The sequence below is a fragment of the Leifsonia shinshuensis genome (genome assembly GCF_014217625.1).
GTDB classification, from domain to species: domain Bacteria; phylum Actinomycetota; class Actinomycetes; order Actinomycetales; family Microbacteriaceae; genus Leifsonia; species Leifsonia shinshuensis_A.
On the sequence record NZ_CP043641.1, the window covers coordinates 3,471,762 to 3,497,901 of the forward strand.

General features: G+C 73.0%; 24 protein-coding genes. 7 read left to right on the forward strand and 17 right to left on the reverse strand.

Translation table 11 applies throughout. The annotated features are described in order from the left end of the window. Positions 1 to 4: 4 nt before the first annotated feature. The 3 genes from hutI to hutH are packed head-to-tail and all read right to left on the reverse strand — an operon-like array spanning position 5 to position 4,463. A complete protein-coding gene (gene hutI, locus F1C12_RS16890) occupies positions 5 to 1,165 on the reverse strand; it encodes an imidazolonepropionase (RefSeq protein WP_185276043.1) in 1,161 nt (386 codons plus the stop codon). Beyond that, a complete protein-coding gene (hutU, locus tag F1C12_RS16895; RefSeq protein ID WP_185276044.1) occupies positions 1,165 to 2,847 on the reverse strand; it encodes a urocanate hydratase in 1,683 nt (560 codons plus the stop codon). The genes hutI and hutU overlap by 1 nt, the downstream gene beginning before the upstream one ends. A 26-nt stretch (positions 2,848 to 2,873) precedes the next feature. Further along, positions 2,874 to 4,463 (reverse strand): histidine ammonia-lyase, encoded by a 1,590-nt coding sequence (gene hutH, locus F1C12_RS16900; RefSeq protein WP_185276045.1) that lies wholly within the window; start codon positions 4,461 to 4,463, stop codon positions 2,874 to 2,876. A gap of 195 nt (positions 4,464 to 4,658) precedes the next feature. On the opposite strand from hutH, the gene F1C12_RS16905 reads away from it, so the two are divergent. Continuing rightward, positions 4,659 to 5,417: an IclR family transcriptional regulator gene (locus tag F1C12_RS16905; RefSeq protein ID WP_185276046.1), complete on the forward strand. Its 759-nt coding sequence runs from the start codon at positions 4,659 to 4,661 to the stop codon at positions 5,415 to 5,417. A 29-nt stretch (positions 5,418 to 5,446) separates the two neighbouring features. On the opposite strand, the gene F1C12_RS16910 is transcribed toward F1C12_RS16905, so the two are convergent. Next, positions 5,447 to 6,616, reverse strand: a complete 1,170-nt coding sequence (locus F1C12_RS16910; RefSeq protein WP_258045959.1) for a S1C family serine protease — start codon at positions 6,614 to 6,616, stop codon at positions 5,447 to 5,449. 96 nt (positions 6,617 to 6,712) lie between these two features. Here F1C12_RS16910 and F1C12_RS16915 point away from each other — a divergent pair, with 96 nt between their 5' ends. Next, positions 6,713 to 7,096 carry a phage holin family protein gene (locus F1C12_RS16915; RefSeq protein WP_185276047.1) on the forward strand — a complete coding sequence of 128 codons (384 nt, stop codon included), beginning with the start codon at positions 6,713 to 6,715 and terminating at the stop codon, positions 7,094 to 7,096. On the opposite strand, the gene F1C12_RS16920 is transcribed toward F1C12_RS16915, so the two are convergent. Genes F1C12_RS16920 through F1C12_RS16930 form a run of 3 tightly spaced genes read right to left on the reverse strand, consistent with a single transcriptional unit; the run spans position 7,093 to position 9,584 of the window. Continuing rightward, positions 7,093 to 7,560, reverse strand: a complete 468-nt coding sequence (locus tag F1C12_RS16920) for a GNAT family N-acetyltransferase (protein ID WP_185276048.1) — start codon at positions 7,558 to 7,560, stop codon at positions 7,093 to 7,095. The genes F1C12_RS16915 and F1C12_RS16920 overlap by 4 nt on opposite strands. Before the next feature lie 39 nt (positions 7,561 to 7,599). Then, complete coding sequence (locus F1C12_RS16925) at positions 7,600 to 8,058, reverse strand: SRPBCC family protein (protein ID WP_185276049.1); 459 nt, start codon at positions 8,056 to 8,058, stop codon at positions 7,600 to 7,602. Continuing rightward, complete coding sequence (locus tag F1C12_RS16930; RefSeq protein WP_185276050.1) at positions 8,058 to 9,584, reverse strand: phytoene desaturase family protein; 1,527 nt, start codon at positions 9,582 to 9,584, stop codon at positions 8,058 to 8,060. The genes F1C12_RS16925 and F1C12_RS16930 overlap by 1 nt, the downstream gene beginning before the upstream one ends. Positions 9,585 to 9,860: 276 nt before the next feature. Between F1C12_RS16930 and F1C12_RS16935 the strand changes: the two genes are divergently transcribed. After that, on the forward strand, positions 9,861 to 11,912 hold the full coding sequence (locus F1C12_RS16935; RefSeq protein WP_185276051.1) for a DEAD/DEAH box helicase: 2,052 nt from the start codon (positions 9,861 to 9,863) through the stop codon (positions 11,910 to 11,912). A gap of 53 nt (positions 11,913 to 11,965) precedes the next feature. Here the strand turns inward: F1C12_RS16935 and F1C12_RS16940 are convergent, their stop codons facing one another. Together F1C12_RS16940 and F1C12_RS16945 are read right to left on the reverse strand one after the other, a co-directional pair. Then, positions 11,966 to 12,850 carry an aminoglycoside phosphotransferase family protein gene (locus F1C12_RS16940; RefSeq protein ID WP_185276052.1) on the reverse strand — a complete coding sequence of 295 codons (885 nt, stop codon included), beginning with the start codon at positions 12,848 to 12,850 and terminating at the stop codon, positions 11,966 to 11,968. A 116-nt stretch (positions 12,851 to 12,966) separates the two neighbouring features. Beyond that, entirely contained in the window at positions 12,967 to 13,794 is an 828-nt protein-coding gene (locus tag F1C12_RS16945) for a class I SAM-dependent methyltransferase (protein WP_219732631.1), read from the reverse strand. A 190-nt stretch (positions 13,795 to 13,984) separates the two neighbouring features. On the opposite strand from F1C12_RS16945, the gene F1C12_RS16950 reads away from it, so the two are divergent. Continuing rightward, positions 13,985 to 15,352, forward strand: coding sequence for a pyridoxal phosphate-dependent decarboxylase family protein (locus tag F1C12_RS16950; protein WP_185276053.1), 1,368 nt, complete (start codon positions 13,985 to 13,987; stop codon positions 15,350 to 15,352). A gap of 100 nt (positions 15,353 to 15,452) precedes the next feature. Here the strand turns inward: F1C12_RS16950 and F1C12_RS16955 are convergent, their stop codons facing one another. The 3 genes from F1C12_RS16955 to F1C12_RS16965 form a co-directional block, all read right to left on the reverse strand. Next, positions 15,453 to 15,704 carry a DUF6458 family protein gene (locus tag F1C12_RS16955; protein WP_185276054.1) on the reverse strand — a complete coding sequence of 84 codons (252 nt, stop codon included), beginning with the start codon at positions 15,702 to 15,704 and terminating at the stop codon, positions 15,453 to 15,455. An 11-nt stretch (positions 15,705 to 15,715) separates the two neighbouring features. Beyond that, entirely contained in the window at positions 15,716 to 15,880 is a 165-nt protein-coding gene (locus F1C12_RS16960) for a hypothetical protein (RefSeq protein WP_185276055.1), read from the reverse strand. 70 nt (positions 15,881 to 15,950) lie between these two features. Then, positions 15,951 to 16,442 (reverse strand): MarR family winged helix-turn-helix transcriptional regulator, encoded by a 492-nt coding sequence (locus F1C12_RS16965; protein WP_258045960.1) that lies wholly within the window; start codon positions 16,440 to 16,442, stop codon positions 15,951 to 15,953. A gap of 97 nt (positions 16,443 to 16,539) precedes the next feature. Here F1C12_RS16965 and F1C12_RS16970 point away from each other — a divergent pair, with 97 nt between their 5' ends. Beyond that, the gene (locus tag F1C12_RS16970; RefSeq protein WP_258045961.1) at positions 16,540 to 17,829 is read left to right on the forward strand and encodes a serine/threonine-protein kinase; all 1,290 of its coding nucleotides are present in this window, start codon (positions 16,540 to 16,542) and stop codon (positions 17,827 to 17,829) included. Between the two features lie 9 nt (positions 17,830 to 17,838). On the opposite strand, the gene F1C12_RS16975 is transcribed toward F1C12_RS16970, so the two are convergent. Beyond that, positions 17,839 to 19,152 carry a UDP-glucose dehydrogenase family protein gene (locus F1C12_RS16975; protein WP_185276057.1) on the reverse strand — a complete coding sequence of 438 codons (1,314 nt, stop codon included), beginning with the start codon at positions 19,150 to 19,152 and terminating at the stop codon, positions 17,839 to 17,841. A 590-nt stretch (positions 19,153 to 19,742) separates the two neighbouring features. Here F1C12_RS16975 and F1C12_RS16980 point away from each other — a divergent pair. Further along, entirely contained in the window at positions 19,743 to 22,397 is a 2,655-nt protein-coding gene (locus F1C12_RS16980) for a LuxR C-terminal-related transcriptional regulator (RefSeq protein ID WP_185276058.1), read from the forward strand. Between the two features lie 13 nt (positions 22,398 to 22,410). On the opposite strand, the gene F1C12_RS16985 is transcribed toward F1C12_RS16980, so the two are convergent. Genes F1C12_RS16985 through F1C12_RS16995 form a run of 3 tightly spaced genes read right to left on the reverse strand, consistent with a single transcriptional unit; the run spans position 22,411 to position 24,867 of the window. Next, positions 22,411 to 22,893 carry a MarR family winged helix-turn-helix transcriptional regulator gene (locus F1C12_RS16985; RefSeq protein ID WP_185276059.1) on the reverse strand — a complete coding sequence of 161 codons (483 nt, stop codon included), beginning with the start codon at positions 22,891 to 22,893 and terminating at the stop codon, positions 22,411 to 22,413. Between the two features lie 7 nt (positions 22,894 to 22,900). Further along, positions 22,901 to 24,337 (reverse strand): argininosuccinate synthase, encoded by a 1,437-nt coding sequence (argG, locus tag F1C12_RS16990; protein ID WP_185276060.1) that lies wholly within the window; start codon positions 24,335 to 24,337, stop codon positions 22,901 to 22,903. Between the two features lie 41 nt (positions 24,338 to 24,378). Next, positions 24,379 to 24,867, reverse strand: a complete 489-nt coding sequence (locus tag F1C12_RS16995; RefSeq protein ID WP_185276061.1) for a MarR family winged helix-turn-helix transcriptional regulator — start codon at positions 24,865 to 24,867, stop codon at positions 24,379 to 24,381. Between the two features lie 59 nt (positions 24,868 to 24,926). On the opposite strand from F1C12_RS16995, the gene F1C12_RS17000 reads away from it, so the two are divergent. Then, entirely contained in the window at positions 24,927 to 25,544 is a 618-nt protein-coding gene (locus tag F1C12_RS17000; RefSeq protein ID WP_185276062.1) for an NAD(P)-dependent oxidoreductase, read from the forward strand. 18 nt (positions 25,545 to 25,562) lie between these two features. Here F1C12_RS17000 and F1C12_RS17005 read toward each other — a convergent pair whose 3' ends face one another. Beyond that, the gene (locus tag F1C12_RS17005) at positions 25,563 to 26,114 is read right to left on the reverse strand and encodes a M15 family metallopeptidase (protein ID WP_185276063.1); all 552 of its coding nucleotides are present in this window, start codon (positions 26,112 to 26,114) and stop codon (positions 25,563 to 25,565) included. Positions 26,115 to 26,140 lie beyond the last annotated feature (26 nt).

Genomic DNA, 26,140 nt, shown 5'->3' on the forward strand with positions numbered 1-26,140 from the left:
GAGCTCAGGCCACGTGCGTGCGCGCCACCAGAGGGACCCCCGGCCGGTACGCCAGGTGCACGTACGACGGCGCGTCCAGCACGACGTAGTCCGCTCGCGCGCCCGGCCGGAGGTGTCCGACGTCCTCCCGGCGCAGCGACTCCGCGCCGCCGAGGGTCGCCGCCCGCAGCGCCTCCGCGACCGTCATCCCCATGTCGCGCACCGCGACCGCGATGCAGAACGGCATCGACGACGTGAACGACGAGCCCGGGTTGCAGTCGCTCGCCAGGGCGACGCGCACGCCGGCGTCGATGAGGCGCCGGGCGTCCGGGTAGGGGTGCCTGGTCGAGAACTCCACACCGGGCAGGAGGGTCGCGACGGTCCGCGACCCCGCGAGCAGCGACACGTCGCGGTCGGTGAGGTAGGTGCCGTGGTCGACGCTCGCCGCGTCCAGCTCCACCGCGAGCGCGACGCCGTCGCCCGGGCCGAGCTGGCTCGCATGCACCCGCACGCCGAGCCCGCGGGCCGCGCCGGCCTCCAGGATGCGCCGCGACTGCGGCACGGTGAACGCCCCGGTCTCGCAGAACACGTCGATCCAGCGCGCGTACGGCGCGCAGGCGTCGAGCATCGGGCCGGTGACCAGGTCGACGTACGCCTCGGGGTCGGACGCGTACTCGGCCGGCACCACGTGCGCGCCGAGGAAGGTCGTCTCGTCGGTGACCTCGCGGGCGAGCCGGAGGATGCGGGCCTCGTCCTCCACCGTCAGGCCGTAGCCGCTCTTGATCTCGAACGTCGTCGTGCCCTGGGCTCGGAGCTCGCGCACGAAACCGGCCATCCGGGAGCGCAGCTCGTCGTCGGAGGCCGCCCGCGTCGCCGCCACCGTGCTGCGTATGCCGCCGGCGGAATACGCCCGGCCGGCCATCCGCGCCTCGAACTCGGCCGAGCGGTCGCCGCCGAAGACGAGGTGCGTGTGGCTGTCGACGAAGCCCGGGATGACGGCAGCGCCGCCCGCGTCCAGAACCTCGTCGGCGTCCTCGCGCGGCGCCGCCGACGCGGGACCGGTCCACTCGACCCGGCCGTCCACCTCCAGGAGGGCCGCGTCGGGGAGGATGCCGAGCGGTCCGGGATGGGCGGGGTCCAGGGTGACGAGCTCGCCGATCCCGGTCAGCAGCGTCGCGCGGGTCATCAGGCGACCGGTCCCGACGAGACGGTCGCAGTCTCCTGCATGGGGATGCGGAGTCCGCGCTCGCGGGCGATGTCGGTGGCGTGCTCGTATCCCGCGTCCACGTGCCGCATGACGCCGGTGCCGGGGTCGTTGGTGAGCACGCGTTCGATCTTCTCCGCCGCGAGGGGGGTGCCGTCGGCGACCACGACCTGGCCGGCGTGGATGCTGCGGCCGATGCCGACGCCGCCGCCGTGGTGGAGGGAGACCCAGGTCGCGCCGGAGGCGGTGTTCAGCAGCGCGTTCAGCAGTGGCCAGTCGGCGATCGCGTCGGAGCCGTCTTTCATGGACTCGGTCTCCCGGTAGGGGGAGGCGACGGAGCCGGAGTCGAGGTGGTCGCGGCCGATCACGATCGGCGCGGACAGTTCGCCGGAGGCGACCATCTGGTTGAACTTCAGGCCGGCCAGGTGCCGCTCCTTGTAGCCGAGCCAGCAGATCCGCGCGGGCAGGCCCTCGAAGTGCACCTTCTGACCGGCCTGGGTGATCCAGCGGCGCAGCTTGTGGTCGTCGGGGAACAGTTCCAGGATGGCGCGGTCGGTGGCGGCGATGTCCGCCGGGTCGCCGGAGAGCGCCGCCCACCGGAACGGGCCGCGGCCCTCCTCGAACTGCGGGCGGATGTAGGCGGGCACGAAGCCGGGGAAGGCGAACGCGCGCCCGTAGCCGCCGAGTTGTGCTTCGGTGCGGATCGAGTTGCCGTAGTCGAAGACCTCGGCGCCGGCGTCGAGGAAGCCGACCATGGCCTCCACCTGCTTGGCCATCGAGAGCCGCGCGGCGATGGTGAACGCCTCCGGGTCGGCGGCGGCGGCCTCGTGCCATTCCTCGACCGTGACATCCTCGGGGAGGTAGCTGAGCGGGTCGTGCGCGCTGGTCTGGTCGGTGACGATGTCGATCGGCACCCGGCGGGCCAGCAGCTCGGGGAAGACGGTGGCGGCGTTGCCGACCAGACCCACCGAGAGGGCCCGCCGCTCGCTCTTGGCGGCGAGGACCCGGGTGATTGCGTCGTCGATGTCGTCGGTGAGCTCGTCCAGGTAGCCGTGGTCCACCCGGCGCTGCAGGCGGGTGGCGTCGACGTCCACGATCAACACGACACCGTCGTTGAGGGTGACAGCCAACGGTTGCGCGCCGCCCATCCCGCCGCAACCGCCCGTCAACGTGAGAGTGCCGGCCAGGCTGCCGCCGAACCGTTTGTCCGCGATCGCCGCGAACGTCTCATAGGTGCCCTGCAGGATGCCCTGCGAACCGATGTAGATCCACGACCCCGCGGTCATCTGCCCATACATGGTCAGGCCGAGGGCTTCCAGGCGGCGGAACTCCGGCCAGGTCGCCCAATCGCCCACGAGGTTGGAGTTGGCGATCAGCACCCGCGGCGCCCACTCGTGCGTGCGGAACACACCCACCGGCTTGCCCGACTGCACCAGCAGCGTCTCGTCGGCCTCCAGATCGCGGAGGGTCGCGACGATCGCGTCGTACGCCTCCCAACTCCGCGCGGCGCGGCCGGTGCCGCCGTAGACGACCAGATCATCCGGACGCTCAGCCACCTCCGGGTCCAGGTTGTTCATCAGCATGCGCAACGGCGCCTCGGTCTGCCAGCTCTTGGCGGTCAACTCAGTGCCGCGCGCTGCGCGGACGGGTCGCGATCCCTGCATGGTCTGGTCCTTTCTACGTCGAATGGTTAGGCGAGTTCGGTGGTCGTGTGTGCCGCGGCGACGGCGCCGCCGGAGGCGACGAACGCGACGGCGGCCTCGATCTCGGGGGAGAGGTGGCGGTCCGGGCCGGGGCCGGGGACGGTGGCGCGCAGCGCCGACGTGACAGCGCCGGTCGCGGGGCCCTGCCGCAGCGGGGCGCGCAGGTCGGCGCCGCGCGCGGCGGTCATCAGCTCGATCGCGAGCACGCGGGTGAGCCCGTCGATCGCGCGGCGCAGCTTGCGGGCGGCGGCCCAGCCCATCGAGACGTGGTCCTCCTGCATCGCGGAGGACGGGATGCTGTCCGCCGACGCGGGGGCGGCCAGGCGCTTGAGCTCGGAGACGATCCCGGCCGCGGTGTACTGGGCGATCATCAGGCCGGAGTCCACGCCCACCTCGTGCGCGAGGAACGGCGGCAGCCCCTGGTTGCGTGCGGGGTCGAGGAAGCGGTCGGTGCGCCGCTCCGACATGCTCGCCACGTCGGCGACGACGATCGCGAGGAAGTCGAGCACGTACGCGACGGGCGCTCCGTGGAAGTTGCCGTTCGACTCCACCCGCCCGTCCGGGGTGAGCACGGGGTTGTCGATGGCGGAGGCCAGCTCGCGCTCGGCGATCATCGTGGCGTGCGCGACGGTGTCGCGGGCGCCGCCGTTCACCTGCGGCGAGCACCGCAGCGAGTAGGCGTCCTGAACGCGCGTGCACTCCGGGCCCTTGTGGCTGGCGAGGAGCGGGGAGTCCGCGAGCAGCGCGCGCAGGTTCGCCGCGGAGAGTGCCTGCCCGGCCTGGGGTCGCAGCTGCTGGAGGTCGGCGGCGAACACGGCGTCGGTGCCGAGCAGCGCCTCCACGCTCATCGCCGCGGTGATATCCGCCGTGGTGAGCAGGGCGCCGAGGTCGTGCAGCGCGAGCGAGAGCATCCCGAGCATGCCGTCGGTGCCGTTGATGAGCGCGAGGCCCTCCTTCTCGGCCAGGACGACCGGCTCGATGCCGGCGGCGGCGAGGGCGTCGGAGGCCTCCACGAGCTCTCCGTCGACGCGCACCTGACCTTCGCCCATCGCCGCGAGCGCGCAGTGCGCGAGCGGGGCGAGGTCGCCGGAGCAGCCGAGCGAGCCGTACTCGCGCACGATCGGGGTGATGCCCGCGTTGAGGAGGGCCGCATAGGTCTCGACCGTGCGGCGCTGCGCACCGGTGCGGCCGGTCATCAGCGTGGCCAGGCGCAGCAGCATGAGCGCGCGCACGACCTCCCGCTCGACCTCCGGTCCCGACCCGGCAGCGTGCGAGCGGACGAGCGAGGCCTGCAGCTGCGCGCGGCGCTCGCCGGGGATGAAGGTGGTCGCCAGTGCTCCGAAGCCGGTGGAGATCCCGTAGTGCGGCTCGATGTCGTCGGCCAGGGCCTCGACGATCGCGCGGGAGGCCTCGACGGCCGCGAGCGCGGCGACGTCGAGCCGGACGGGGGCGTCGTGGCGGGCCACCGCGACGACCTCGGCGATGGTGAGCGGGCGGGCGCCGACGGTGACGGGCGCGCTGTCGTCCACATCGCGGGGGGTGGTTGCGGAGGTGGAACCGGTGGTGAAGGCGGACATGCTCCGATCATGCGCTGCTGGGCGTCCGGAGCGCCCGGGGGTTAGGCTCATCGGTGTCCGGGATACCAGACAGGGATGCGCGGCGGACGCCGGGTCGAGCGGTGCGGCGAGCAGAGAATCGAACGCGGAATCGAACCAGGCGAGCCCGCGATCGAGTCCGAATCCAGCCCGGATGCGATCCAGGGAGGAGTGTCCATGAGCAAGGTCCCCGCCGCGGAGAACACCCTCCGCGTCCTCGCCTACCTCGCCACTCAGCGCGGCCCCGTCCCCGCCGCCGGCATCGCGTCCGCCCTCGGCCTCCCGCGCTCGACCGTCTACCATCTGCTGACCGTGCTGACCGAGCACGGCTTCGTGCTGCACTTCCCCGAGGCGCGGCGCTACGGGCTCGGCGTGGCCGCCTACGAGCTGTCGAGCGGGTTCTCCCGGCAGCAGCCGCTCAGCCGGCTCGGCCGTCCCATCGTCGCCGCGCTGGTGGACGCGATCGGCGAGTCCGGCCACGTCGCGGTACTGCACGGCAGGGACGTCGTCTACATCGTGGAGGAGCGGGCACCCAGGAGGCCGCGGCTCGTCACCGACGTGGGCGTCCGCCTCCCCGCGCACCTGACGGCGAGCGGGCGCGCCCTGCTGGCCTCCCTCCCGGCCGGGCAGCTGCGCGCCCTGTACCCGGACGCCGACGCGTTCGAGGACCGCACCGGCGCCGGCCCGCACTCGTACTCCGAGTTGCGGCGGCTCGTCGCGGAGGCGCGCGAGCGCGGCTACGCCACCGAGGACGGTGACGTGACGCCCGGCTTCGCCTCCGTCGCCGTGTCGGTGCGCGACCACGCCGGCTGGCCGGCCGCCGGGATCGCCGTCACCTTCCCGCGCGCGAACGTGCCGCCCGCCGAGTGGGACGCGCTCGCCGCCCGGGTGCGCGACGCCGCCGCCGAGCTCTCCCGCCGTATCCGCGGCAGCTGACTCCCGCCGAGTTCCTTCCCCTTCGCCGGTCAGCGGAGCGTGAGCGTCGTCGTGTGCGCGGCGCCGTCGCGGAGGTAGTCGACCTTCACCTCGTCGCCCGCCTTGCTGGTGACCTGGATCGCCGTCAGCACGTCGATGTCGGTCGCCGGGTTGCCGTTCACCGCGGTGATCACGTCCCCGACCCGCAGGCCGGCCTGCTGCGCGGGACCGCCCGGCACGATCGACTGCACGAACAGTCCGCCGTCCACTCCGAACGCCGCCGCCGCGCCCGGCGGGATCGGCACCACGGTGAGCCCGGCGTCCGGATGCGCGACCTCGCCGTGCGCGATCAGCTCGTGCGCGATCGGCAGCGCCAGCGCCTCCGGAACGGCGAAGCCGATCCCGACGCTGCCGGTGCTCGCCGAGCCGTTGGAGCCGGGGACGGTCGCGATGGCCGTGTTGATTCCGACCAGGCGCCCCGCGCAGTCGACCAGCGCGCCTCCCGAGTTGCCCGGGTTGATCGAGGCGTCGGTCTGGATGGCGCCGGCGAGGATGGCGTTCCTGTCGTCGTCGCTCGGCACCGGGACGGTCCGCCCGAGCGCGCTGACGATGCCGGCCGTCACGGTCGAGGAGAGGCCGAGCGGGGCGCCGAGTGCGACCACCGGCTGCCCGACCACCAGCGCGCCGGAGTCCCCCGTCGCGATGACCGGGAGCGGCTCGTCGGTCTTCACCTTGATGACGGCCAGGTCGGTCTTCGGGTCGCGGCCGGTGAGCTCTGCGGGCAGCTCGTGGCCGTCGCTGAACCGCACCGCGAGTTTCGCGCCCGACGCCGCGTCGGAGATCACGTGGTTGTTCGTGAGGATGTAGCCGTCCTCGGTGATGATCTCGCCGCTGCCGTTGCTCGAGCCCCGTGCACTCGTGACGGCGATGGTGACCACGCTCGGCAGCACCTCGTCCGCGACCCGGGCGGCGTCGCAGGCGCCGGAGCGGCCGGCGGTGATCGCGGCGAACGCGAAGCCCCCGGCGATCATCCCGCCGCCGATGAGGACGAGTGCGCAGCCCAGGACGATGAGCGCGATGGTCCAGCCGCGCAGGCCGGTCGCGGGCCGGGGCGACGTGCCAGGGACGGCTGCGCGCTGCGCCGGTGTGCGCGGGGCGCTCTCGCCGGGGGCCGCTGCTCCCGGGGTGGATGCGGGCTCGGTGCTCTTCTGCTCTGACACGGTGCCCCCTCCAGGACGGTGGCGCCAGGCTAGCGGGACGGCCGCTCCGGGAGAAGGGGTGTTCTCGACGGCTCGGGAGGCCGCTACCCTTCGGGCATGGTGCGATTCCTGATCCGTGCGGCGATCTTCGTGGTCACCGCGGCGCTCGGCCTGCTGGTGGCCTCCTGGATCCTTCCCGGGTTCCATCTCGACTGGGAGGGCTTTCTGATCGCGGTGCTGATCTTCGCGGTGGCGCAGAGCATCCTCGCGCCTTTCATCTTCAATCTCGCCCGCAAGTACGCGTCCGCGATGCTGGGCGGGATCGGGCTCGTGTCGACGCTGGTCGCGCTGCTCGTCGCGTCGCTGGTGCCGGGCGGCATCCACGTGGACGACGTCGTGACCTGGATCCTCGCCGCGCTCGTCGTCTGGGTGGTGACGGCGCTCGGCGCCTGGCTGCTGCCGCTGATCTTCCTCAAGAAGAAGGTGGCGGCGCGCACCTAGTCGGAGAGCGCCTTGGCGTAGCAGACCGAGTGCGGGTCGCCCACGTAGTCGCCGAAGTTCGGGATGCGCGCGTAGCCGCGGCTCTCGTACAGCGCGATGGCCGCGTGCTGCAGCGGTCCGGTCTCCAGCTGGAGGGTGGCGACGCCGGTGCGGACTGCCTCGGCCTCCACCGCCGCGAGCAGGCCCCCGGCGAGGCCGCGGCCCCGGGCCTCGGCGTGGACGAACATCCGCTTGAGCTCCGCTGTGCCGTCGGCCTTCCGGACGAGCGCGGCCATCCCGAGCGCTGCGCCCTCCTCGTCGCGGCCGACGAACACGGTCACGCCCGGGCGCTCCAGCTCGGAGATGTCGAGCAGGTAGCAGCTCTCGGCCGGGTAGAGCGCGAAGGTGAACTCGTCGCTCAGGCGCAGCAGCTCTGCGACGCCGGGGGAGCGCGCGGGCTCGGCGGACACGCGGGTGGTCGTCATGCGCCGATGCTAGCGAGCGTCTGTGTCAGGGAGGTTTCGTCAGCTGCCCGAGCGCGCCTTCTGCCGGGAGATCCCCCGTGCGACCCACTCCAGCCGGCGCAGCGCCTCCCGGTTGCGGATCCACAGGATCGGATCGACGATCGGCGTCGGGATGCGCGCGGCGATCCCGGTGACCGCGTGCTCCTCCATCCGCACCAGGCAGCCTGTGCCGCGCGGCTGCACCTCGATGACGACGCGCTCGGTCCCGACCGGCCGGGTCTTCGCCTCCAGCACGAACCGGTTCGGCCGGTCCCACACCTCGACGGTGGTCTCGTCGTTCAGCACGAACGGCCAGACTCCGATGGAGTGGTGGAGGCGGGACCCCGGCTCCGGGAAGTGGCCGTCGGCGCCGCGCAGCCGCGACGCTCCCACGACCCAGGTCGGGAACACCCACGGGTCGGCGAGGGCGGTGAAGACCTCCTCCGGCGTGCAGGCGAAACGGCGGACGTTGACGGACATCAGGCGATCTCCTCTTCGATGAAGCCGGTGCTCTGGTTGAAGCCGCTGGCGGGTGCGCCCGGCGCTGCGGCGGGTCTCTCCGGCGCCAGCGACGGCATCCTGGTCACCCCGAACTCGTGCCGGAGGGCGCTGCGCGCCGCGTAGTAGCCGGCCAGCCCGTGCACGCCGGGGCCGGGCACGGCGGACGACGAGGCGAGGTACAGCCCGCGGCCCGGCATCCGCCAGGGGTCGGTCGACAGGGTCGGCCGCATGACGAGCTGGGACAGGTCCGGCATCCCGGACGAGATGTCGCCGCCGATGTAGCTGGGGTTGTAGCCCTCCAGCTCGTGCGCGGTGCGGGTGGAGGTGCCGAGGATGAGGTCGCGGAAGCCGGGGGCGAACCGCTCGATCTGCGCGATGACGGCCTCGCTGCGGTCGGAGGTCGAGCCGCGCGGCACGTGCGTGTACGCCCAGAGCACGTGCTTGCCGGCCGGCGCGCGCGACGGGTCGAAGAGCGTCGGCTGGGAGACGAGCACGTACGGGTCGTCGCTCTCGCGTCCGGACGCCACGACGCGCTCGGAGCGGGCGATGGCGGCGCGCTCGCCGCCGAGGTGGACGGTCGCGGTCTCCAGCAGCTCGGGGTTCGTCCACGGCACAGGGCCGGACAGCGCGAAGTCGATCTTGAAGACGCCGTTGCCGTCGCGGAAGCCGGCGACGCGGCGGAGGTAGTCGGCGGGCAGCAGGTCTTCTCCGAGCCGCGCGGCGATCGCGACGTGGGTGTCGAAGAGGACCACCCGGGAGTCGGGCAGCTCGCCGAGCGACTCGACCTCGGCGCCGGTGACGACCTCGCCGCCGTGCGCGCGCAGGTCGTCGACCATCGCGTCCGCGATCGCCTGCGAGCCGCCGACCGGGATCGGCCAGCCGCGGGCGTGGGCGTAGGTCGCGAGGGCGAGTCCGGCGGCCGATGCGGCGAGGTTCGGCAGCGGCAGGGTCGCGTGGGCGATCACGCCGGTGAGGAGGGCGCCCGGCTTCCGGGTGCGGAACGGCAGGTTCCACCACGGGCCGCCCTGCGACAGCGCGGCCAGCCCGAACCGGGCGGCGACGAGCGGGTTCCGCGGCACCTGCAGGAGCGACGACCCGGTGAACTGCGCGACGGCGTCCGCGTTGCGCGCGAGCGGGCCGAGGAGGGCGCGCCAGGCCGGGCCGTCCGGGCCGAGGCCGTCGGCGGTGCGCTCGAGGTCGCGGTAGGCGACCGCGACCTCCCCGCCGGGCAGTGGATGCCCGTAGGAGGCGGACGGGGTGATGAACGGGACGCGGTCCGCGAGCCCGAACCTGCGGAAGAAGCCGGACGCGAGGGCGAGCGGGTGCACGGCAGAACAGATGTCGTGCCGGAAGCCCGGGAGCGTGACCTCCTCCGTCCGCACGCCGCCGCCCGGCGTCGCGTTGCGTTCGTAGACGTGGACGCTCAGCCCGGCGCGGGCGAGGGTGACGGCGGCCGCGAGCCCGTTGGGGCCGGACCCGATGACGATCGCGTCGACGGAGGACATGCCCCATGTATACCCCGCCCGCCATGCCCCGGCAGGGGGTTGCGGATGGGCAGCGTCTTCCCAGGCGGGATCCTGTATCGTAGGGAGGTCGGCTCTTGACACCGCGCCGTTTTGTCGCGCGGATGGGTTTGTAAGTCAAGTGGGCCGGTTCCGCAGCCAGTCGGTGAGCGGATTCATCACGATGTGAACGGCCCCGGGCGATGTCTGCTGGGGATACCTCCGGTGCGCTTCAGCGTGCCGCCGCGCATTTCTAAGAACAACCCAGGAAGAACAGCCATGCCCCCGTACAAGAAGAACGCCGGACACCAGAGCTCCGGCCGACCGGCACAGCAGCACGCCCCGAAGGGTGCGGGCAGCCGCAGCCCGAAGCACCGCGGCTACCGCGACGAGGCGCCGGAGACCGGCAAGAAGAACCGCTGGAGCGCCGAGGACCGCGCCGCCCGCGGCCGCGACACCTACGGCACCCGCGGCGACGCCCGTGGCGCCGAGCGCACCGGCCGTGGCGAGCGCCCGAACTGGGAGCCGCGCGGCAAGGACGCCCGCCGCACCGAGCGGGAGTGGGAGAACCGCGCCCGCGCCGGCCGCCGCGAGGACGACCGTCCGCGCCGTCAGTTCGACCGGGACGACCGCGCTCCGCGCCGCGAGTTCGACGACCGTCCGCGCCGTCAGTTCGACCGGGACGACCGCGCTCCGCGCCGCGAGTACGACGACCGTCCGCGCCGCAGCTTCGACCGCGACGACCGTCCCCGTCGCGACTTCGACCGCGACGACCGCGCGCCCCGTCGCGACAACGACGACCGTCCGCGTCGCTTCGACCGGGACGAGCGTCCCCGTCGCGACTTCGACCGCGACGACCGTGCCCCGCGCCGCGACCGCGACGACCGTCCGCGCCGCGACTTCGACCGCGACGACCGTGCCCCCCGCCGCGAGTTCGACGACCGTCCGCGCCGTCAGTTCGACCGGGACGACCGCGCCCCGCGCCGCGACCGCGACGACCGTCCGCGCCGCGACTTCGACCGGGACGACCGCGCCCCGCGCCGCGACTCCTCCTTCTACCCGTCCCGCGACGAGAAGCAGTCGTTCTCCCCGCAGGAGGACGTGGTCCTCGAGCGCCTGGAGGCCGAGGCCATCCAGGCCGCGGACGTCGAGGGCGTGACCTTCGGCGACCTGGGCCTCGGCGGCAACATTGTCCGCGCACTGGCCGAGCTCGGCGCCGAGACGCCGTTCCCGATCCAGGCCGCCACCACCCCCGACGTGCTCGCGGGCAAGGACGTGCTCGGCCGCGGCCGCACCGGCTCCGGCAAGACGATCGCGTTCGGCGCCCCGCTGGTCGAGCGCCTCATGCAGCTCTGGGCCGAGTCCGGCAAGTCCGGCGGCAAGCGCCAGCTGGGCCGCGCCCCGCGCGCGCTCATCCTGGCGCCGACCCGCGAGCTCGCTCTCCAGATCGACCGCACCGTGCAGCCCATCGCGCGCAGCGTCGGCCTCTTCACCACCCAGATCTACGGCGGCGTGCCGCAGGGCCGCCAGGTCGGCGCCCTCCAGCGCGGCGTCGACATCGTGATCGGCACCCCCGGCCGCATCGAGGACCTCGTGGAGCAGGGGCGCCTCGACCTCAGCGAGGTCGTCATCAGCGTCCTGGACGAGGCCGACCACATGTGCGACCTCGGCTTCCTGGAGCCGGTGCAGCGCATCCTGCGCCGCACCTCCGAGGGTGGCCAGAAGCTGCTGTTCTCGGCGACCCTGGACACCGGTGTCGCGCAGCTCGTGGACGAGTTCCTGGTGGAGCCGACCGTGCACGAGGTCGCCGGCGAGGACCAGGCGTCCTCGACCATCGACCACCGCGTGCTGGTCATCGAGCACCGCGACAAGCCGGCCATCATCGAGCAGCTCGCGGACCGCGACGGCAAGACGCTGATCTTCGCCCGTACCCGCGCGTTCGCCGAGATGCTGGCCGACCAGCTGGATGACGCCGGTATTCCCGCCGTCAGCCTGCACGGCGACCTGAACCAGTCGCGCCGCACGCGCAACCTGGCCCAGCTCACCAGCGGCCGCGTGAACGTGCTCGTCGCGACGGATGTCGCCGCCCGCGGCATCCACGTCGACGACATCGACCTGGTCATCCAGGCCGACGCGCCGGACGAGTACAAGACCTACCTGCACCGCTCCGGCCGCACCGGCCGCGCCGGCAAGCAGGGCACGGTCGTGACGCTCATCCCGCGCCACCGCCAGCGCCGCATGAACGAGCTCCTGGAGCGCGCCGAGATCGAGGCCGACTTCGTGCCGGCCGCGCCGGGCGACGACGTCGTGCTGACGCTCTCGCAGGCCTGACGCTCCGAGCGACGACCGCCGGGCACCCCTCACGGGTGCCCGGCGGTTTCGTCTTAATCGGCTTCGGCCGTGAGCTGGTCGAGGGCGTGCCGGGCGAGGGAGGCCATCCGCGGGTTGTCGTCCGACGACGTCGCGAGCGCGCTCGCCATGGTGACCGCCCAGCCGCGCGCGCGCAGCCATGTGGCGCGGTCCGGTGCGACCGGCAGGGCCGCGCGGAACCGCTCGCGCGCCTCTGCGTCGAACGTCAGCCAGGCCGTCGCCAGGTCGGTCGCGGGGTCGCCCGAGGTGACGTCGCCGAAGTCGATGACCGCCGCGAGCCCGCCGTCGAGGGTGAGCAGCAGGTTGCCCGGGTGGAGGTCGCCGTGCAGCAGCAGCGGAGGCCCGTCCCAGGCCGGCGCCGCCAGCGCCTCGCGCCACGCCTGCTCCAGCGCCGCGACCTCCATCCGCCCGGACAAGGACCGCAGCCGGGTCGCCACGACCTCCCGCCGGGTCGCGAGGGGCACCCCGCGCACGGGGTTGTGCGGGGCTTCCGGCGCCGGCACCGCGAGCTCGCCGACGAACTCCGCCAGCGCCTCCGCGATCCCGGCCCGGTCGGCGGCTCCGATCGACGCGCCGTCGACGCCGTCGATCCAGGCCACGATGCTCCACGGCCACGGGAAGAGCTCCGACGGCACGCCGACCCGCACGGGCGCGGGGACCGTCGCCCGCACCCGGGCCGCGATCCCCGGCAGCATCTGCTGCTCGTGCTCGATCAGGTGCGCGGCGGCCTCCCGGCGCGGGATGCGCACGGCGTGCGCGTCGCCCAGCCGGTAGAGCTGGTTGTCCCAGCCGTCCGACACCAGCCGCAGCGGGGCGGCCAGGTCGGGATGCTGGGCGGCCACCAGAGCGGCCACGAGCTCGGGGTCGGTGGGGATGTCGGCGGGCGGGGTCAGCGGCACCGGACGACCGTAGCAGGGCTCGCGGGACCAGTCGAGCCACGGCTTCTCGCAGGGTCAGTCGAGCCACGGCTCCTCACGCGACCCCAGGAGCAGCGTCGGGCGCGCGGACGCGTCGATCAGGCGATGTCGGCGTCCGCCAGGCGGGGCGCCGTCCAGCTCCCCGGTCGCGTGCCCCGCACCGCCCACGCGCGGGCCAGCAACGCGATCGACCCGTCCGCCTCGCGCGGCAGCGTCTCCTCCAGCCGCGCCCGCAGCGCCTCGCGCGCTTCGGGCTCGAGGGACATCGTGTAGGCCGGCGCGGGGCCCTGGCCGCCCAGGAACGGCGTCCAGTAGTCCTCGAAGTCCGCGAAGACGGTCGGGATGTCGACCGCCGTTGTCGCGACGTCGGCGCATCCGGCCGAGGTGAGCAGGGCGGCGAGCGCGTCCGGGTGGGCCAGCGGGAAGCGCGGGCCTTCGTCGATCCGTGCGGCCTCCGGGTCGAGGGCCGCCGCCGCGTCCCAGAAGCGGCGCATCAGGTCCATGCGCCCGGCGTAGTCCCAGACGTAGGCGCCGACCACAGCACCGGGCCGGGCGATCCGGAGGGCCTCCGCCGCCGCCGCGGCCGGATCGGGCACGAAGTTCAGCACCAGGCCGGACACCACCGCGTCGGCGCAGCCGTCCGGAAGCGGCAGCGCGGCGGCGTCGCCCACGTCGAATCGTGCGCGGCCGCCCAGGCGCTCGCGCGCGGAGGCGACGAATCCCGGAGCCGGGTCGACGCCGACCACGGAGGCCGGCGCCCTGCCGTCGAGGATCGCCTCGGTCAGCGCCCCGGTGCCGCAGCCGACATCCACCCAGTCCAGCCCCGTCCCAGCGCCGAGCCAGTCGAGGAACAGCGGCGCGACGCGCCTGCTCCAGCGGCCCACGTATCGCTCGTACGGGTCACCGCGCCCCCAGATCCCGGCCACACGCACACCCTAGCCCGGGAGGCCGATGCGCGGGCAGCGGTGCGTCGTGACCGTTATCGACGCGATATCCGGCCGCCCCGACAGCCGACCACGCAATGTCGCTGCGTACCGATATCCAAATGTGCAGCGAACCTGCGTACCGCCGCGAAATCGTGCTGAACTCGTGTGCCAGCATTGGTGCGGAGGCCCCATGACTACCGACCCCGCACGCATGCACAGCGTCACCGACGCCACCACCGAGCTCGTCGACCTCGTTCTCGACTACTCGCGCAACCGCATCCTCGCGACCGACACGCCCCTCGACAAGCCGCTGCCCGAGTCCGAGCTGCGCCGGCTGGCCGGGCGCACCGTCTCGGAGAACGGGATGGGCGCCGAGCGCGCGCTCGCCGTGTTCGAGCACGTGCTCGCGCCCGCGTGCATCACCACCGACCACCCGCGCTACCTCTCCTTCATCCCCACCGCTCCGACGAAGGCGGCGACCGCGTTCGACCTGGTCGTGTCCGCGAGCGCGGTCTACGGCGGGTCGTGGCTGGAGGGCTCAGGCGCCGTCTACGCCGAGAACCAGGTGCTGGCGTGGCTGGCCGCCGAGTTCGGCCTGCCGGCGACCGCGGGCGGCGTCTTCGTGCAGGGCGGAACGCTCGGCAACCTGTCGGCGCTCGTGGCCGCCCGCGAGCACGCGCGGACCGAACGCGGCAACCCGCCGGGGCGCTGGATCATCGTCTGCAGCGCGGAGGCGCACTCCTCCGTCGCGTCGGCCGCTCGCGTCATGGACGTGGAGGTCGTCACCGTCTCGCCCGGCGAGTCCGGCGTCCTGACCGGCGACGCCGTCCGCCCGGCCCTCGCCGAGCACGGTGACGCCGTCTTCGCCGTGATCGCGACCGCCGGCTCCACCAACTTCGGCATCGTGGACGACATCGCCTCCATCGCCGCCCTGAAGGACGAGTACGACTTCTGGCTGCACGTGGACGGCGCCTACGGCCTGGCCGGGATGCTGTCCCCGCTCGCCCGCGCGCGGTTCGCCGGCGTCGAGCGCGCCGACTCGCTCATCGTGGACCCGCACAAGTGGCTGTTCGCGCCGTTCGACGCCTGCGCGCTGCTCTACCGCGACCCGGAGATGGGCCGCCGCGCGCACACGCAGCACGCCGAATACCTGGACACGTTGACCGAGGCCACCGAGTGGAGCCCGTCCGACTACGCAGCGCACCTGACCCGCCGCGCGCGCGGCCTGCCGTTCTGGTTCTCGCTCGCCTCGCACGGCGCCGCCGCCTACCGGGACGCCGTCACGGCCTCCCTGCAGCTCGCCCGCCGGATCGCGGACGAGATCGACCGCCGCGAGGGCTTCCACCTGGTGCGCCAGCCGCAGCTCTCGGTCGTGGTCTTCGAGCGGGAGGGCTGGAGCAAGGAGGACTACGCACTCTGGTCCGCCCGCCTCCTGGACGAGCAGCGCGCCTTCGTCACGCCGAGCTCGCACGCCGGCCGCACCAACACGCGGTTCGCGATCCTCAACCCGCTGACCACGTTCGAGGACCTGGTGGAGATCTTGGATTCGATGGGCTGAGCTTCGATGAGCTGGGCTTCGATGGGCTGAGCTTCGCCCCCCCCCGGACGCGACGAAGCCCCCGCCGTGCGGCGGGGGCTTCGTGCTGTTCGGGTCCGGCTCAGACGATGTCGTCGTCGACGCCGCGCCGGGTGACGCGGTCGCCGGTCACCGGGTCCACGGTGGTGCGCGTGGTCGCAATGGAACGGCGGCGGCGGGTGAGCAGGATGATCCCGATGATGATGCCGACGACGCCGGCGATCATCAGGATGTACCCGACCAAGTGCAGGTTGATCCAGTCGACCTGGATGTTGAGGGCGAACGCGAGGATCGCTCCGATCACGAACAGGACGATTCCGGTGCCCAGACTCATGGAGACCTCCCTTATACGCGTCGGCTGCCGGTGAGGAGCCGCACGAGCCAGACGATCACCGCGAGGACGAGCAGGATGATGCCGACCCAGAGCAGGAAGTTCAAGGACGACACGAAGCCGCCGGTGAGCAGCAGGATGATCGCGATGATGGCGATGATGATGAGCAGGATGTTCATGGAGGGGTTGTCCTTTCCTTGACGCGCTCCACAGAACAACTGTTTCGGTTGTCGAACAATCCCCTTGACGTCAGGGCCTTTCCGGCCTATTCGCGTGTCGTTGCGCGCCGATGCCGTCGACGGTCCGCCGCATCTTCGTCAGGAAGCGGGTGACGGTCTGCGCCTCCTCCTCGCTCAACTCCGCGGCCTGCACGGCGATCTGCTCCTGCGCGATCTTCAGCGGACCCGTGTCGCCGAAGGCCGCGCGGGTGGGCACGAGGTCGACCGACCGGCGGTCGGCGTCGTTCGTCCTGCGCTCGATGAAGCCCCCGCGGACGAGGCGGTCGATCAGCGCGGTCGTCGAGGCGCTGGAGACGCCGACGTACGCGCTGACGTCCTTCGCGGACGTCCGCCTGCCCTCCGCCGCGTTGTCGAGGATGAGACGAAGTGCGAGGAAGTCGTTCTCCCCGATCCCCATAGCCGCGCCCGTCCGGCGCCGCATCGCGGTCTCGGCGGCCCGATAGACCTGGAGCGCCTCGAGCACGCCGGTGTCAGGCGGAGGCTCTTCGGATCGTTCGGTCACTCTTCTCAGTCACCTCTCACCTCCGCGCGAATTCAACGGGACGACGTCTGATTTTCGGCGGATTCACGGCATGCCCGGGAGCGCGTATGCTCGGGCAGTGCTTCCCGACACGCTCCTCTTCGATCGCTACGAGCTCCGCGATCGGCTCGGGCGCGGCGGGATGGGCACCGTCTACCGCGCGTTCGACCGTCAGCTGGAGCGTTTCGTCGCAGTGAAGGTCTTCGCAGCGGGGGAGGCCAGCGACGACGCCCGCAGGCGCGCGGAGGCCACCGCGCTCGCCCGGGTGTCGCATCCGAACCTCGTCACCCTGCTTGACGCGCACCTGTCGCCCGAGGGCGATCCGACCCCGAGCTTCCTGGTGCTCGAGCTGGTCGACGGCGAGGACCTGCGCTCGCGGCTCGACCGCGGACCGGTGCCCGCCGAGGAGGCCGCGGCGATCGCCGGCGGCATCGCGGAGGCCCTGGTCGTCGTGCACGGCGCCGGGATGGTCCACCGCGACCTCAAGCCCGCGAACATTCTGCTCGGAGACTCGGGCGTGCCAGGCGGGATGCCGCACGCGAAGCTCGCGGACTTCGGGATCGCACACCTCCTCGGCACCGAACGGCTGACGACGGCCGGGACGATCATCGGCACCGCCGGCTACCTCAGCCCGGAGCAGGCGGACGTCGCCGAGCCCGGCCCGGAGGCCGACATCTACGCACTCGGCCTGGTGGCGCTGGAAGCGCTCACCGGCGTGACCGAGTACCCGGGCACGCCCCTGGAGGCCGTGACCGCCCGGCTCGCCCGCGACCCGCGCATCCCCGCCTCGCTGCCGGAGGACTGGCGCGGCCTGCTGGGAGCGATGACCGCGCGCGATCCCGGCATCCGCCCCACCGCCATCGAGGTCGCGGTCATGGCGCGGGAGCTCGCCCCGCAGCTCACCGGCTGGACGCTGCCGCCGGCCGAGGTGCCTGGCGAGATGGCCCCGACCGCCGCGATGCCGGCGGCCGAGCTCGGCGGGGCGCTGGCGGGCGTTGCGGAGGGTTCGCCGCGGCGGTCCGGCGGGGCCGCCGAGCGTGCGTCCCGGCGGCGCAGGATCCTCGTGGGCGCGGTGGCGGCGGGAAGCGTGGCGGTCGTCGCGCTGGCGCTGACGCTCGGCAGCGTGCTCGCCCCGGCCTTCACGGAGCCGACTCCGGCCGGGACGGACGGGAGCACGCCGCGGCCGAGCCCGACGGTCACCGGACCGGCGCAGACCGTCGCGCCTGTGGCGACCCAGGCCCCCGAGCCCGCGGCCCCGGCGCCCGCGCCGGCGGCGCCGGTCGCGCCCAAGCCGGCCACGGGGAACAACGGGAACGGCAACGGCAACGGTCACGGGAACGGGAACGGCCACGGGAAGGGCGGTGGCTGAGCGCCGACCCTAGCGCCGGCCCAGCCCGCGGTACTCCCACCCGGCGGCGCGCCACGCGCCGGGGTCGAGCACGTTCCGCGCGTCGATGATCCGGCGGCCGGATACCAGGGCCGCGGTCTGCGCGGGGTCGAGCGACGCGTACTCGCGCCACTCGGTGAGCAGGATCACCAGCTCGGCGCCCGCCAGGGCCTCATCCGCGGACTCGACCGCCACGAGCTCGGGGTCGCGGGCGCGGGCGTTCGCCGCTGCGTGGGGGTCGGCGGCCACCACCTGGGCTCCTGCTGCGCGCAGAGCGCTCGCGATCTCGAGGGCTGGGGAGTCGCGGACGTCGTCCGAGTCCGGCTTGAACGCCAGCCCGAGCACAGCGATCCTGCGGCCGGCCGGGGAGGAGCCGAGCAGTTCGCCGGCCAGGTCGGTGACCTTGGCGCGCCGGCGCAGATTGATCCTGTCGACCTCGTCGAGGAACGCCACCGTCTCCGCCAGGCCGAGTTCGACGGCGCGCGCCTGGAATGCCCGGATGTCCTTGGGGAGGCAGCCGCCGCCGAAGCCGACGCCCGCGTTGAGGAAGCGGCGCCCGATCCGGGCATCGTGGCCGATCGCGTCCGCGAGCAGGGTCACGTCCGCGCCCGTGGCCTCCGCGATCTCGGCCATGGCGTTGATGAAGGAAATCTTGGTCGCCAGGAAGGCGTTCGCCGCGACCTTGACCAGCTCGGCCGTGGCCCAGTCGGTGACGATGAGCGGCGTGCCGGCGCGCAGCGGCTTCTCGTACACCTCCGCCAGCGCTGTTGCGGCGGCATCGTCCCGTGAGCCTCCGTCCACACCGAACACCAGCCGGTCGGGGGTCAGCGAGTCCGCGACCGCGTGTCCCTCGCGCAGGAACTCCGGGTTCCAGGCCGCCGTCATGCGCGGGGCATCGGCGGGGATGTTCGCCGCCAGCCGCTGGACGGTGCCCACCGGCACCGTCGACTTGCCGACGACGACGTCGCCGTCCTTGCCGTGCGCCAGCACCTGCGCGAACGCCGCGTCCACATACGAGAGGTCTGCGCCGGCGCCGCCCGCGACCTGGGGCGTGCCGACGGCGATGAAGTGGAGGTCCGCCGAGCTCAGCGCCGAGGGATCCGTGCTGAACCGGAGCCGTCCGCTGCGGAGGCCGGACAGCAGGAGCTCCTGCAGCCCCGGCTCGAAGAAGGGCGCCTCGCCGCGGGAGAGCCGGTCGACCTTGCCCGCGTCGACGTCCACGCCGACGACGTCGTGGCCGAGGTCGGCCATCGCGGCCGCGTGGACCGCCCCGAGGTAACCGCAGCCGACGACAGACAGTCTCACCAGGTCTCACTCCTTGCTCGGCCGGTGCGGCTCGTTCTGGTGGCCGGCACGGGCGCCGCTCGATGTCAGGGGACGGCGCCCGCGCCTCATTCGCCACCGGAGGGGATGGGCGGCGGGCCTACGCGGCGATTCCCGAAATGGTCGTCGCGTCGGCTGAAATTCTGTGCGTTACAACCGTGGTTCGGCAAGTCGCTTCACACGATTTCACCTGTGCCGGGCGGGAAACTCACCCTCTTCCCGTCGGGCCGCTCCGGGTCGCATGTGGACTCGTCACCCAGGTGAAAATGACACACTCAGGGTGTGAGCACTATCATGTTACCTGCTGACGTGAGGTGATTGGTGAGATGAAGAGACAGATGACTCCCGTGCGATCCTTCGCGAACTGGCCTTCCGCTGGGCGGTATCCGACGTGAGTCGGCTGCCAGCATCGCCTATGCGCTCCGCGGGGGCGCACCCAGGGGATAAGAGGGGTTCACGAGGTGTCAGGGGGAATTGATGGGCAATACGAAGGTGAATTCGAGCGTTCAGCGCATCACGATCCGACGGGTGACCGGCTCTCTTTCAATCACATCGAGCCGAAGGGATCCAGCATGACGATCACGAACACGTCCGACCCGTCGTCCGGGGCGGGGCAGGTCGACCGCGAGCCGCCGCGGCTGCCGCGGCTCTCGCGCTACACGATCGACCGTCCGGCCCTGGCCGGGCGGCTCGACCGCGCGCTGCGGGAGCAGGCCACGGTCGTGCGCGCCCCGGCCGGCTACGGGAAGACCTCGCTCGTCCGCAAGTGGCTCGAGAGCCCGGCCGACGGCAAGCGGGCCGCGGCCGGCTGGATCGACCTCGACCTCGTGACCGGGGAGGTCAGAGGCTTCTGGGACGCCGTCCGCACGGAGCTCGACCCGCACGACGCCGACGGCCGGTGGGACACCGACCCGGTGTCCGCCGCGCAGGAAGTCATCGCCGGGTACGCCGGCACCGTCGTGCTCGTCCTGGACGGCTTCACCCGCCGCTGGGACGCTCTGCTGTCCGCCGACCTCCTGCAGGTGCTGCGCCGGACGCCCGGCCTGCACCTCATGGTCCTGACCCGCGCGCTGACCTCCTTCGAGGCTCCCGCGATGGCGGCGGTCCTCGATCTCGTCGTCATCCAGGACGACGACCTGGCGTTCGACCGGCCCGAGCTCGACGACGTCGCCCGGGTGCTCGGGCTCGACGTCGAACGGCGCATTCTGGACCACGTGTTCCGGCAGAGCCGCGGCTGGCCGCTGGCGGCCCGCGCCATGGTCAGGATCTTCGACGACCCGCGCACCGCGCTCGCCGAGCCGGTCGCGGTTCGCGCGCTCGAGGACATCATGGCGACGGTCGTCGCCGAGCTGCTGGCCGGGGCCGCCGTCGGCGACGAGGGCCGACTCGGCCTCCAGCGTGCGGCCGTCGCTCCGTACCTCTCGCCGGACATCGTCGAGCGGATCGGCGCCGCCGCAGCAGACGGCGACGCCCTCGGCGCCGCGGAGACAGCGGGCCTCGGGGTGTGGACCTACGCGCGCGGACAAGGCCGCCTCGTCTACGAACTGCTCGACCCGGTGCGCGTGGTGCTGCGCGCGCAGCTCGACGCGGCGTCGCCCGGCGAAGGGGACAGGCTCGCCGCAGACCTCCTCGACGTGCTGGAGGCCAACGGCGACGCGGTCGCCGCGCTCCGCCAGGCGCTGCGCGCGGGCGACGTCGCCGCGGCAGAGACGATCATCGCGCGCAACTGGACCTCCGCCTTCACCGAGGACGCCGCGGACTACCTCGACGTGCTCGGCGGGGTGGAGCTCGGCGCGGTCCGCTCGTCGACGATCCTGCTGGCCGTGACCGGTCTGCTGCGTGAGATCGCCGCGGGCGACGCGACGGGCGCGCTGGACTACTATCACGCGGCCGCCGAGCCTCAGGCGCTGCGCGGCAGGAGGCTGGACCCGGTCCGGCAGTACTGGACCGACCTGGCCAGCATGATCGCCCTCCGCAAGGTGGGCCGGCTGGCGAACGCGGACGACTTCCTGGTGCCGCTGTCGACGCAGGACCCGGCCGTGACGGTCCCGCCGATCGCGTGGCTGGAGATGGGGGTGACCCAGCTGCGTCTCGGCCGGGAGCTCGAAGCCGTGACGTCCTTCGAGCGCGCCGCGCTGAGCGTCTCGGACGACCCCGACCTGTACGTGTTCGCGTCGGGAGCCGCTGCGCTCGCCCACGCCCTGCACGGCGAGCTGGACCGGGCGAAGGCCGTGGCCGACCGGCTCGACGCGCACCGGCACGGCGATCGGCCGCTCGCGCCGTGCGCGTCCGCGCCACTGGCCATCGCGCAGCAGCTCATCGCGACCGAGCTGCACGTGTCCGCCGACGCGCACGGGGCGGAGGCGCGAGAGGCGTCGTCCCTGCCACCTGTCGCCGCGGGCGACGTCGGCGAGCTGCACAGCTACTCCGCCTATGCGTCCGCCCTGCGCGCGCTGGCGGCCGGGGAACTGGACGAGGCGCAGCAGGTCATCGACGGCGAACTCCTCAGCAAGGGCGCGCACACTCCGAGCAACACCGAGAGCGCCCGCTTCGTGGCGCTGAGCTCCGACCTGCTCATGTCCCAGGGCAACCTGGTCGCCGCGCAGAAGCTGATCAAGGCCTTCCCCGACGGCACGAACGCGCTGCGTCCGGTCTCGGCGCGGCTGCTGCTGATGTTCCGGGAGTACCGGAGCGCGCAGCTGCTGGCGGAGACGGTGCTCGCGGAGAGCCCCGGCCCGCGGACGCGGGTGGAGATGCTGCTCGTCCAGGCGGAGGCGCTGCACCGGCTGAAGAGCGCGCGGGCCGCGACGATCCGGCTGAACGCGCGGCAGCTGGCGGAGGCCAACGGACTCCTCACGCCGTTCGTGCTCACGATCGAGGGCCAGGTCACTCCGCTTCCCGCGGCCTCCGCCACCGGCCCGGGAGACGTCGACGCGGCGCTGTCGCGGATCAAGCCGCTCTTCTCGGAGGCGGCGATGGCGGCCCAGCTCACGCAGCGGGAGCGGATCGTGCTCGACCGGCTCCAGTCGACCGCGAGCCTGGAGTACATCGCGCGCTCGCTCGTCGTCTCGATCAACACGGTCAAGACGCAGACGCGCAGCATCTACCGCAAGCTCGGCGCCAACTCGCGCGAGGAGGCGGTGCGGGTCGCCTACGACCTCGGCCTGCTGCGGCCGCGGCTGCCGATCTCGCGGAACCGCTACGAGGGGGACGACCGGATCGCCTAAGACGACGGAGGCGTCAGCGCGGCTGGCGCGCGGGGGCGGCGCTGACGATCTGGATCAGCGCGGCCCGCAGCGCGTCCGGGTCGTCGACGGCCGGGAAGACCTCGTCCTCCAGGCCGCGCACGGCCTCGAAGGCCGCGTGACCGCGCTCGGTGATCGACACGATGTGCCGGCGCCGGTCGGCGGGATCAGGGAGCCGGATCACCAGGCCCTCGCGCTCCAGCCGGTCGACCGTGCGGGACATGGTCTGCGCCTCCACCTGCGCGAAGCGGGCGAGGTCGGTCTGCGAGTCGAAGCCCAGCTCCAGGAAGTGCAGCACGATGAGGCCAGCGTGCGTCAGGCGTCGGGCCTCCAGTGCGTCGTACCAGGCGCGCTCGACGGCCCGGGAAGCGGCGCCGAGCAGGCGGCCGAGCGGCCACTTGTCCGGCTCGTGCTCGCCCTGCTCCTGGTTCGGGAGCGCGCGCGGTCCTGCCGGCCCGGACGTCGCCTCCCCCGCCATGGTCGCCTCAGTCGGTCCCGGCGTCGAACGCGGCGCCCTCGGAGGATGCGTCGATCTCCCGCGACAGCGCGTCGTCGGAGCCGCTCACGTCGAGCTCGAGGATCGAGCGGGCGCTGCCCTCCTCCAGCTCGCCGACGAGGTCGCCGGTCGGGCCGCCGATGAGGCCGGAGGCGGCGTACTGCTCGAGGCGCGAGCGCGAGTCGGCGATGTCGAGGTTGCGCATGGTGAGCTGGCCGATGCGGTCGGACGGACCGAACGCCGCGTTGCCGACGCGCTCCATGGAGAGCTTGTCGGGGTGGTAGCTGAGCGCCGGACCCGTCGTGTCGAGGATCGTGTAGTCGTCGCCGCGGCGCAGGCGCAGGGTCACCTCGCCGGTGATCGCCGAGCCGACCCAGCGCTGCAGGGACTCGCGCAGCATGAGCGACTGCGGGTCGAGCCAGCGGCCCTCGTACATGAGGCGGCCCAGGCGACGGCCCTCGTTGTGGTAGTTGGCGACGGTGTCCTCGTTGTGGATCGCGTTGAGCAGACGCTCGTAGGCGATGTGGAGGAGCGCCATGCCCGGCGCCTCGTAGATGCCGCGGCTCTTGGCCTCGATGATGCGGTTCTCGATCTGGTCGGACGCGCCGAGACCGTGCCGGCCGCCGATCGCGTTCGCCTCCAGCGCGAGCGCCACCGGGTCGGCGAACTCCACGCCGTTGAGCGCGACCGGCCGGCCCGCCTCGAAGCGGACCGAGACGGTCTCCGGGATGATCTCGACGTCCTCGCGCCAGGCGGCGACGCCCATGATCGGGTCGACGATGTCGAGCCCGGCGTCGAGCTCCTCCAGGCGCTTCGCCTCGTGCGTCGCGCCCCAGATGTTCGCGTCCGTCGAGTACGCCTTCTCGGTGGCGTCGCGGTACGGGAAGCCGCGCGCGACGAGCCACTCGCTCATCTCCTTGCGGCCGCCGAGCTCCTCCACGAACGCGGCGTCCAGCCACGGCTTGTAGATGCGCAGGCGCGGGTTGGCGATGAGGCCGTAGCGGTAGAACCGCTCGATGTCGTTGCCCTTGTAGGTGGAGCCGTCGCCCCAGATCTCGACGTCGTCGTCCATCATCGCGCGCACCAGCATGACGCCGGTGACCGCGCGGCCGAGCGGCGTGGTGTTGAAGTAGGTCTTGCCGCCGGAGCGGATGTGGAAGGCGCCGCACTGCAGCGCGATCAGGCCCTCCTCGACCAGCGCGCGCTTGGCGTCCACCAGGCGGGCGACCTCCGCGCCGTACTCCTTCGCACGGCCGGGGACCTCGTCGATGTTCGGCTCGTCGTACTGGCCGATGTCCGCGGTGTAGGTGCAGGGGACCGCACCCTTCTCGCGCATCCACGCCACCGCGCAGGAGGTGTCGAGACCCCCCGAGAACGCGATGCCGACTCGCTCACCGACGGGAAGACTGCTCAAGACCTTGGACACGCGTTCCAGCTTAGTGCGGGTGCGCGCGAGCGGAATCCTGGTCAGTGCGCCTCGCTCAGGCCCGGATGCACCCCCGCCCGGTACCCCGCCGCGGCCACCAGGCGGGTCAGGGTCGCCACGAGCGTCGCACGCTCCTCGGGGCCGAGGACGCCGAGCATCGTCTCCTCCAGCTCGTCCGCGATCAGCTCGCCGGTCGCGAGCACGTCGCGGGCCGCGGGGGTGAGGTGGATGGCGTAGGCGCGCCGGTCTCCGGGGTGACGGCGGCGCTCGACCAGGCCGCGGGACTCGAGGTCGTCGATCATGCCCACCATGGAGTTGCGGTGCAGCCCGAGCGCGGTGGCCAGCTCCTGCTGGGTCCGGCCCTCCTGGCGGGCGAGTTGCGCCAGCACGCCGAAGCGGTTCGGCGTGATCCCGAGCGGGGCGAGCGCAGCGGTGAAGCGCTGGGCGCTCTGGAGGCCGAGCTGCGAGAGGAGGAAGCTCGCGCGCGTCTCGAGGGCGGTGAACTCGGGGCGGTCGTCCGGGGCCGGCATCCCGATATCGTACCAATCAGTGATTGCACGGTGCTGTGATTATCACTTAGTATGCCGACATGAAGCTCACCATCTTCGGAGCGAGCGGCCGCACCGGCACGCAGCTCGTCCATCGCGCACTCGAACGCGGCGACGACGTCACGGCGGTGCTGCGCCGGCCGGCCGGGCTCGACCCGCGCGTCACGGTGCGCGTCGTCCCCGACTTCGCCGACACCGCCGCCCTGCGCGCGGCGATCGAGGACTCCGACGCCGTGCTCTCCGCGATCGGGCCGCGCTCGCGCAAGGATGCCCCGGTCGCAGCGCCGGCCACCCGCCGCATCCTGGCCGCCGGACCGCGGCGGATCGTCGTCATCAGCGCGGCGCCGGTCGCGCCGCCGCCCGCGGACGACAGTGTGATCAGCCGCCGCATCGCGCTCCCGATCGTCAGCAGCGTGCTGCGCCCGGTCTACGACGACCTGCGCGAGATGGAGGCGGCGCTCGCCGCATCCGACAGCGTCTGGACCGCGTTCCGGCCGCCGCTGCTCACCAACGGCAAGGCGACCGGACGCTACCGGACCAGGGTCGGCGGCAGCGTGCCGCGGAGCTTCAGCGTGTCCAGGGCCGACCTCGCCGACGCCATGCTCGCGAGCCTCGGCCGCCCGGAGACGGAGCGGCAGCCGGTCGGGGTCGCCGCCTGAGCGGGTGATCCCGGCGAACTAGCCGCGACCGTCCGCCAGCGGGGCCGGGCAGTCGCCTCCCGGCCCGGTCAGCAGCTCGAAATGCCAGCGCTCGTTCGCGTAGGTCTGGCAGAGGCCCCACTCCGAGCCGAACCGGCTGAGGAAGTCCATCGCGTCCGCGGTCTGGATGTCGACCGCCTTGCCGGAGACGTGAGCGGAGTCGGCGCCGCGCTTCACCCAGCGGGAGGCCTCCTGCTCGCTCCCGTATGTCCGCACGGCCTGCGCGAACAGGTACTCCTGGTAGCGCTCGGAGCGCCAGCCGTCCACGATCGTGATCGCCGTGCCGCGGTCGGAGGCCGCAGAGGCCGCCGACCGGAGCGCGTCCAGCAGGGCCGGGTCGAGCCGCCGCACCGCGGGGAGATCGCTGTCCAGCGTGAGGGACGAGCCCTCGGGGATGTAGCCGTCGTCGTCGGTGAGCTGCGCCGATCCGGTGACGGGAGGGGCGACCGCCGCCGAGGAGGTGCAGCCCGTGAGGGCCGCGAGCGCGGACAGGGCGAGCGCGATGTGCAGGACGGAGCGGCGGGGATGCATCGTCCCACCGTGCCAAGCGCCGACGG